We start from the raw sequence: 9,003 nt of genomic DNA on the forward strand, positions 1-9,003 counted from the left end.
TGTTTTGCTATCCAAATACAACTATAAACCTTTTATGTGGAATACCACGATAATACAATTATCATCTTCGATATATAACAATTTCAACTAACTCTTGCTTTCGCGAAACAAAGTTCGTGAAATCTACCTATAGTAGAACTCCACCTAATTCATCATTTTATCCAACGGACTTTGTATATTTCTAAGACTATTTCTTATAACATGTGTATATATCTGCGTAGTCTTTGGACTTAAATGCCCTAGAAATTTCTGTATGTATCTAAGATCAGTTCTTCATTCTACTAAATGTGTTGCAAAAATGTTTTTAAATCCAGTGTATGAGTTATCATCATGCTTGGATACTATTAATTATCATTATATTGACACACGCGTCACCCAAAAAGGACTGTCCCTAGTAGGTGTTTAAATTATTTCTGTCATTAAAGCTTTTTACAAATACGATTTCCTGATTTTTTGCCAAATTTAATAGTTCTTTTGCATCAATGTCTTTTTGAAAAATATCCGTAAATTTATAAACAGTAACATCTTTATCTCTTAGATAATCAAAATTATTATAGCACCAATTTATTATCATTTTAAATATATCTTCAATATGTTTTTCTACATATATATTGGCATTTTGCCTAAATGAATATTCAAATAGAACTACATTATTTTCTCTTTCAAGTATGGTAAAACAATGTGAAGGGTTATTCTCTATATCATCATCAAAAACTAAGTAATAAATATTACTTCTTAACCCCAATTTATCAAATATACTCTTTTCTAAATTTGCATAATCCCAACATATAGCTATTTTATCTTCAATAATTTTTTCTGGATCTATCAAAGTCCAATGTTTTGAATAAGTCTTGGGTCCTATATTGTTTTCTTTTTTGCCATCAATAACCATACCCCATTCAAATTTATTTTCTTTAAAAAAATTAAATAAATCTTTTTCATCTTTAATACTAAAATTTTTTATTAATTCATTTAATTTCATAATAATCTCCTTTTTGTCACCTGATTTACCTTTAAAATAGTTAATAGTTTAATACCAGTCCCCAGTGGGTATATTATTGTATAATTTCATTATAAATTCGCTGAATATCTTCACCCATGTGCTTATGTCCAGTGAAACTTAAGACACGAGGATGTCCTTTTTCAATGATATGGTCAAATTGTTTTTTGAAGATATCAACACGTTCTTCTTCTGAAAAATTTTCTTTAAAATCTTCATGAACCCTCATACCATAATCAACAAATAGTTGGTACAACTCTTTATCTGACATAGTTTGAAGGTCTTCCAACGAATAATGTTTCTCATTAACCTCTTGATTAATAAATACCATGTAAAGAACCCCTGTAAATAAAATAATAATAGTTAACAATAAAAAAATTTGATTTTTTTTCATAGAGCACCTCCTTACGATACGATGGTTTTGTCAAAGATTTAAGCACAATCTTTGGCTATACCCATTGATTTTACTTAATACATATATCAGAACTTTGCCACCCCTATCCGAACTTTGGTTCGTGAAATCTTCCTGTAGTAGAACTCCACCTATTTCATCATTTTATCAATGGACTTTGTATATTTCAAAGACTATTTTTGTAACATGTGTACATATCTTTGTAGTTTTTGGACTTGAATGTCCTAGAAGTTCCTGTATGTATCTAAGATTAGTCTCTCCTTCCAGTAAATGTGTTGCAAAATGTATTTAAATTCCGTTTATAGCTTATCATCATGCTTAGACACTATTAATTATCATTATATTGACGCACACGTCACCCAAAAAGAAGCGTTCCCAGTGGGTGCGGCAGTATATTGTTATATGTAGTAGCTTATGCATTATATATAGCGTCTTACTCGATTCATATAGTTTTTATACTCTTCTTCAAATTCTTTTATACACCATCGTTCTTCAGATAAAATAAGATAATGTACAGAAATTTGAAATATAATAAGTATAACCAATAATAGCCATGAACCCGTTAACATACTACAACCTAGAAAATACAAAAAGAAAGCTACATACATAGGATTGCGGGAAATTTTGTATAATCCGTTTATATTTAATCCATTTTGATTTGGTTTAGCGAATTGTACAATTGATATAATATATAAAATCATGCCTAAAATATATATTCCTAATCCTATGTAATTTAAAATATCAATAAGTTTAATTTTCAAAAAAACTAAACTTATCATGAGAGACAACGTTGTTATTTGATAAATCCAATAAGCTACCTTTTCTTTGCCTTCTGTTGGTGGAAAAAATGCAGCACGTCTGGCTACCTCTTTACTCAGAAAACTTAGTAAACCATAACGTATAAATATTATAGGTAGTACTAATATAAAACCATTCAAATTAAATCTCCTCCATTACATTTAATATTTGCTTAAATTGCTATTAAGTATAATGTTTGGTATTGTCGATGTTCACGCTCATGTCAGTAACATCTCTCTTTAATATATTATAGTATATATCACATTTTTTAAGAAATATTATTTTTACTTATTCAGTTTTTAATGTACGGTTATTTCTTATTAACTGCGTAATATTAATCAAGTGTGCATATTTTTTTACCTCAAAGGAATACCCTGATATGAATAAGTCAATGTCATATAACGGTTCTTGTTTGCGACGTCTTAGAGCTTTACAAGGAGTCACTCATGGCTGTAAGCGTGCGAACGCCTAATGCGTCGACTGACTCGGTTAGCGAGAAGATGTGGCGCTCACTATCCGAGGCTTCTCATGCCCCAGAGCGTCCTTGTGCAAATACAGGGTTATACGCTGTCATTAAAACCATATTAACATGCTGATTAAAACGTTTGTTTTTATCACATTGATATTTTAATAATTTTACAATTTCTTAGTCAGTTTATATGAATCAAATCCTTTTGGATCATTTTCTTTTATCATAACTACTTCATATCCTTGCTTTTCGTAAAATTCTTTTGCTTGAAATTCTACAGTTCCTGTACTTATACTATAAACACCTAGAGACTTTGCTTTTTCTTCGATAATATTCATCAACTTAGTACCAATTCGATTTCCTCTATATACTTCATTAACAACAAGTCTATTTATGTACATTGAATCTTCAGTTATGTTAATTTGTATACCTCCAGCAAAATCACTATCTTCTATTGCTACAAAAATCATATCTTTTTCTTGTAAATTATTTATATTGTTTTCTTTATTAAATTTATCTATTTGCTCTTGTACTATGGAATCATAATAATTTATTTTTTCTGTAGCATAAATAATATCTTTCTGATTATTATTTTCTACTTCAAAATTTACATTTCTCATATGAAAACTTCTTGGGGTTTTTGGAGTACCTTCCATTTTTCCAACTAGCTCAAATCCAAGCTTCTTAAAATTTTGAAAATCTGATTCAACTTCTGTAATAAATTTTATTCCTACAGCCCTGTTTAAATAAAAAAGCTTTATTTCTGAAATAAGTTTTTTTAAAGCTTCTTTATCTTTATAAAATAAGCTATCAATATTTACCCAATCCCAAAATAAGTTTGTATATATGGCACCAACGAGTACATTATCTTTTATAGCATAAAAATATTCACTTGAAAATTCTCTATTTCCTGTATATTTTAAATTATAACTTCTTAAATGTTTACCAAGAATATCATGATACTTATAATCTTTATCTTCAATGTACTTCATTCTATTCCTCCATTTAATCGTGAATACCACTAATATTAGAAGGATTTACGAACTTTGTTTCGTGAAATCTTCCTGATGTAGAACTCCTCCTACTTCATCATTTTATCAAATGAGCTTTGTATATTTCTAAGACTATTATTTGTAACATGTGTATATAACACTGTAGTCTTTGGACTTGAATGCCCTAGAAGTTCCTGTATATATCTAAGATCAGTTCTTCATTCTACTAAATGTATTGCAAAAATGTTTTTCAATCCTGTGTGTATGGCTTATCATCATGCTTAGACACTATTAATTATTATTATATTGACACACTCGTCACTCAAAAACAACCGTCCCCCAGTGAGTGCAATACTACATATTCTGTGACCGATAGATTGCAGGTATTTCTACATTTTCCTTAAATCCTAATTTCTTTGCGAGATTAATGGATTCCTTTCTAAATGGCCAACAAGACCAGTTAGGTAATATATCATTATCAATACAATAATCAATGAATTGAAAGATAACACTAGTTGCATATCCTCTACGTCTATAATCCTCTTTTGTAGCTATTCCTATTTCTGCCTCACCTGCTCCTACCGCAACAGAGATGCATTCACTTATTATCTCTTCTTGATTAACAATACAAAATCCAAACCTTAGGGGATAATTTATCAATTCTTTAAACTTGTGATATTTATTAACTAATTTTATATTGATTTTTGTAATATCATATTTGTTTGTAGTTATATTACTTTTACTTCTGACTTCTTTATATTTGTCTACATCAAAGTTAAAAGTTTTCCTATGAATGGTGATACAACCATGATCTTTGAGTGTTCTTTTAATATCCAACCACTTATCAGAACATAAAAATAGTATTAATTCCTTATCCTTTGATTTTGGAATTTTAATATCGAAAATATAATTGATAATTCTATTATTAAAATCGATATTACTTTCATGACCAACTAGATACGAAAAATCAGACTCAATAAATGCTGTTTTGGGTGTCTCAATATTATCAACAAAAATTCTACCTTTCGAGTTACCTTCAACAACTGAAAATAATAATGCTCTACTATGGCTTATATTCTTAATCAATGGTATAATTCTATTAAAATCTTGTTTCTTTAATTCAAACATTATATGTCTCCTCCGTTTGTATATTAATTTTTCTATGTGATATTATGTGAGGAAACAACCATATTATTGTCCCTCAATTAAATAGCTTTTACCAATGGAATCACCTACCTTATAAATAAGCTACACCCTACTCATCTAATACCAAAAAGGATTACCCAAGAGCGATATGTTATCTAACTCTTGCATTCACGAACCAAAGTTCGTTAATTTCACTAATATTAGAAGGATTTACAAACTTTGCCCCAGTGGATGTTCATATAAATGTCCACCTGTCATATAACGGATTTGGATTTGCGAAGTTCATGAGCATTAGCGAAACTTGGCTTGGCGAATGAATCCTTCAAGAAGCTTTTGATTTTCTTTCCATTCTCTATGATTACCCTCAGAAAAAATAAATTTATAGTAATTATCTACATTATAACTTTCAACTAAACATTTTTCTTCTTCAATTGCTTTTACTGGAGTAAGTGAATCATTTCTACTTCCAATCACATATAGCATTACATCATTTTCTTGTAGTTTATTACACAATATCTCAAGATTAATAGGGTCAGTACTAAAGTTTTTTCTTTCAAATAGGTTATCAAGTTCAATAAAATTTTTTGATTTACTAACGATATTTTTTGATAGCCGTATCGTTGAAAATAATTCATCATTAATATTAACACCATCTTGAAGCAAATTTTCTTCTGTTATTTTATATAATTCTTTATCTGTTAGACCATCTACCAAATCTATATGTGCCACAACAGCATTTAAAACTCCAGAATTTAAAATTAGGTTTCCTAGATACCTGATTTCCCCTAAAAACTGTTTCTTCATATCTATTTCATTAAAGCCTTTAACTATTTCATGTATTTTATTATATGTATATAACCCAAAATAAAATGAAAAAACATCCATAATATCTTTTCCTTTAAGATAACGTTCATTGTTACCAATAACATCACTTTCAAATAAATTTTCTTTTATTTTAATAAACACTTTTTTATCTTCTGGATATTCCTCAAAATACTCTTTAACTTGTCCAAATAAGACCTTTTCAATGTTTATTTTCATAGTTAAAGGAGAACATTCACCATATCCATGAGAAATTCCTAATAGAGCGCTTTCACTATATAGTTCTAGATATTTTCTTACTATATGTCCACCGAAACTTTGTCCAAATACCACCCATTTAGAAGTTTCACATAAAAGATTCTTTCTAATTTCTTCTGCATCATAACAAATATACTTTGACGTGAAATATTTGTATTCATTTAAATTTTGAGATGGTTTGTCAGAAAATCCTGTCCCTCTTTGATCCATAAAAATAATATTATAATTTGGTAAAAAATCACTAAATCCATCATGTTCAAAAAACTGTTCCGAAAATCCAATGCCTGGACCCCCATTAAAAAATATTATATATGGAGACTCTTCATCTAACCCTTTACGAATTAAATAAAATATTTTTAGCCCCCTATTTCTAATACCAAATTCATCAATTTTCTTATCTTCGTCTGCAAATAAATTAGATTCTATTATTCCAAATTCCACATTATATTTCTTCTTCCTTACTTTTTCTTTAAACTCTGAAAATTCCATCCAATTAACCCCCTCTGATTTTTATCACTTAGTCTATGACATAATTATTTTAACTAACGTCTAGCATTCAAAACGTCCTTGAACCAAACCCAAAGTAATACTCCCTGATGGTGGTTTACATAAAGAAACCGTCCCTTGTGATATGTATGCAACAACAAAATCTCCAATTAGCGCTATTATTAATAGTATCCAACTCAATTTAGAACGAACCCCATAAACTCATAAACTTCACCTCTTCTTTTTAATAATCTAGTGTGTGAGTTTCGTATTTCCGATGTGTCTGAGCTGAACCCTCAGCGCCCTTCTTCGTAGGCGGTGCTCATACCCAGTGAAGATATGTGCATAGCGAACGGAAATATATTGTTATATGACGCTACATACGAAAGCTTGCCAATAGCCATCAGAAAAAATGATATTTACAAGTAATTTAAACTACTTATCTTCGTATTTCCATATTGTATTAAGTCTTTTTTCGGAGTCTGCAATAAAAATTTCCTTTACTTTGTATCCTGCATGGTGGCAACCGATAAAACTACCATCAGGTAATTGATAATACGAATAAAAACTTGTATCTACTGTTGGTGGACCAATTTTATCATGCAGTTCTTTTAAATCTCTGCTTGTTTTTACAAAAGACAAAAAGACATCTTCTGTAAGCTCTCTGTCAACAAAAGTATAGGCATTATAACTTCCATGTACTTTAATCATATCGTCTGGAATCCAAAGTGTATAAAGTTCTTCATCCTCATTTGCAACATATAGATATTTTATTTTTTCATCTTCAACGTTGCATACAACAATCAGTTTGTTAGAGAGTTCAAAATAATAAAATCCAAAGTTGATCCAATCAGCATTTGCTTCCCCAATTGTGCTTATCAAACCACTAAAGCTATCATTGTTTTTTACATATTTTAAAAAATCGGTTTCGGTTAAGGTCCTGTTAACAGGTGTATATTTTACTTTCCTTTTTTCAACCACCATTACATCATTTCGTTTTTCAGGTGAAGTTTTAACATAGACTCCATGTATGTCATCATCAATAAAATGCCAAGAGAAATATTTGCTTTCATAAGCTTCTTCAGTTGCAAATTCTAACATACGAAGTCCTTCTTCATCTCTGTTTTCCTCGTTTATAGCAATCATTTTCATAGAAACATGATATTTTATTCCCCCAGCTGTAACAGTAAAACTGTTATATATTTCTAATCGATCTTCTCCAGGTCCCATGTGCTCTGAAGTGCTTATAAGTCTTACACCTTCATCACTTTCTTTCGGACCTTTGTAAAATTCCATAAGTTCATCAATTTGTGCGTCAAGATTTTCATTACTATCAATAACACTAATCGCAAAAAGGCTCTTTAAATCTTCTTTATGATTATTATCAAGTGCTAAAAATAAATCATCTACCATTTGTTGATTGTATCTACTATCTCGAGCAGCTACTAAATTTAATAAATCAGTTCGCGAACAACCTGTTAAACTCATTATAAGCAAAATAATAACTAAAAAAAAGCAAGTGAATTTTTTTATCATCTATATTATTTCCTTTCATTAAGACTATATAAATAATTTTTTCTTGGTTTTCTTTTTATTATATCATGTATTTAAGCTTTTTTAGCTCCCTCCATATAGCTCAGTTTATGAATCTATACTAGTATGTAATGTCATATAACGTTTCGTGTTTACGACGTTCCTGAATCGGTCCTCAAAGAAATACCGCCTTGGCAGTGCTTACACCCGATGAAGGAATGTGCGTAGCGTACGGAAATATATTATTAGGCTATGTACAGAGCGGAATATGCCTCTATACTCCTGTTAATCAAGTACAATATAAATCTAATTGCCTCTTCAAAAAATCACTCAAATTATCAGCTATTTTCTTCTTTTCAATCTGCCATTCAACTGGATTAAACAAATCCCACACTAGTAGCCATAATAAAATCATCTCTCCTGATTTAAGGTCATAACAAAGCACATCAATCGGAGATTCAATATTATTTACTGCAATAGGTAAAAAATTATTATTAAATATACTGCTATACATCTCATCAGTACTTAATTTATTATATAAACAAACCACATCGTCTAATGTAAGAAATCTAATTCTTGAAGGTTTTCCATAGCTAGAATCGATCTCAAAAATTCCCTCTTCATTTCCCATTTGTCCGTTACTACTCAAATATATATTTTTTAATTCTCTGGGTAATGATAAATTTAGTGAATTTTCAACTTCTAAAATATAATTATGCTCACAGGTCTTATTCAACTCTTTACTACTTACAAATCTTTTCTTTACTTCATTCAACAAATTATCCCAACTTGTCATTCATCTCACCACCAACCCTAATCTTTCATAAAATAACATAGCTCTGAATATTGCCTATAAATGATACAATAAGAATGTAAGAAAGTGATCATTTAAGAATGTACAAATTAAGTATACGTATAGTATAATTACCCATATTTAATTTGGAGGTAATTATGATTATACATGTAGATGTTCATTCCGAAATAAAAATAAATAAGTTAGAAGATCTTCATAAACTAAAACCACTTATGGAGGAAAATAATTTGAAAGTAAATAAAAGCCAAATAGCTAGAGAACTTGGTGTTGATC

At 29.4% G+C, this 9,003-nt stretch carries 10 protein-coding genes and 1 pseudogene; 1 reads left to right on the forward strand and 10 read right to left on the reverse strand.

The features are described 5' to 3' along the window. Nucleotides 1-391: 391 nt before the first annotated feature. From AYC61_RS06240 to AYC61_RS06275, 10 genes are all read right to left on the reverse strand, one after another. Nucleotides 392-982 carry a hypothetical protein gene (locus AYC61_RS06240; RefSeq protein ID WP_066498279.1) on the reverse strand — a complete coding sequence of 197 codons (591 nt, stop codon included), beginning with the start codon at nt 980-982 and terminating at the stop codon, nt 392-394. A gap of 73 nt (nt 983-1,055) precedes the next feature. Continuing rightward, nucleotides 1,056-1,394: a hypothetical protein gene (locus AYC61_RS06245; protein ID WP_066498282.1), complete on the reverse strand. Its 339-nt coding sequence runs from the start codon at nt 1,392-1,394 to the stop codon at nt 1,056-1,058. A 165-nt stretch (nt 1,395-1,559) separates the two neighbouring features. Continuing rightward, nucleotides 1,560-1,700, reverse strand: coding sequence for a tyrosine-type recombinase/integrase (locus AYC61_RS20625; RefSeq protein ID WP_082759822.1), 141 nt, complete (start codon nt 1,698-1,700; stop codon nt 1,560-1,562). A gap of 131 nt (nt 1,701-1,831) precedes the next feature. Beyond that, nucleotides 1,832-2,350: a methyltransferase family protein gene (locus AYC61_RS06250; RefSeq protein WP_066498283.1), complete on the reverse strand. Its 519-nt coding sequence runs from the start codon at nt 2,348-2,350 to the stop codon at nt 1,832-1,834. Nucleotides 2,351-2,846: 496 nt separating this feature from the next. After that, on the reverse strand, nt 2,847-3,671 hold the full coding sequence (locus AYC61_RS06255) for a GNAT family N-acetyltransferase (protein ID WP_066498284.1): 825 nt from the start codon (nt 3,669-3,671) through the stop codon (nt 2,847-2,849). A 354-nt stretch (nt 3,672-4,025) separates the two neighbouring features. Continuing rightward, nucleotides 4,026-4,799, reverse strand: coding sequence for a GNAT family N-acetyltransferase (locus AYC61_RS06260; RefSeq protein ID WP_066498286.1), 774 nt, complete (start codon nt 4,797-4,799; stop codon nt 4,026-4,028). Between the two features lie 309 nt (nt 4,800-5,108). Next, nucleotides 5,109-6,386, reverse strand: a complete 1,278-nt coding sequence (locus AYC61_RS06265) for an alpha/beta fold hydrolase (protein WP_066498287.1) — start codon at nt 6,384-6,386, stop codon at nt 5,109-5,111. Between the two features lie 60 nt (nt 6,387-6,446). Beyond that, nucleotides 6,447-6,584, reverse strand: coding sequence for a hypothetical protein (locus tag AYC61_RS21110; RefSeq protein ID WP_156456370.1), 138 nt, complete (start codon nt 6,582-6,584; stop codon nt 6,447-6,449). A 234-nt stretch (nt 6,585-6,818) separates the two neighbouring features. Then, nucleotides 6,819-7,871, reverse strand: a complete 1,053-nt coding sequence (locus AYC61_RS06270; protein WP_162265422.1) for a DUF5104 domain-containing protein — start codon at nt 7,869-7,871, stop codon at nt 6,819-6,821. A gap of 334 nt (nt 7,872-8,205) precedes the next feature. Beyond that, nucleotides 8,206-8,712 (reverse strand): SMI1/KNR4 family protein, encoded by a 507-nt coding sequence (locus AYC61_RS06275; protein WP_066498291.1) that lies wholly within the window; start codon nt 8,710-8,712, stop codon nt 8,206-8,208. 155 nt (nt 8,713-8,867) lie between these two features. Here AYC61_RS06275 and AYC61_RS06280 point away from each other — a divergent pair. After that, nucleotides 8,868-9,003 (forward strand): annotated as a pseudogene (locus tag AYC61_RS06280) (IS21 family transposase); the annotation flags it as partial.

This window comes from Abyssisolibacter fermentans (genome assembly GCF_001559865.1).
Lineage (GTDB): Bacteria > Bacillota > Clostridia > Tissierellales > MCWD3 > Abyssisolibacter > Abyssisolibacter fermentans.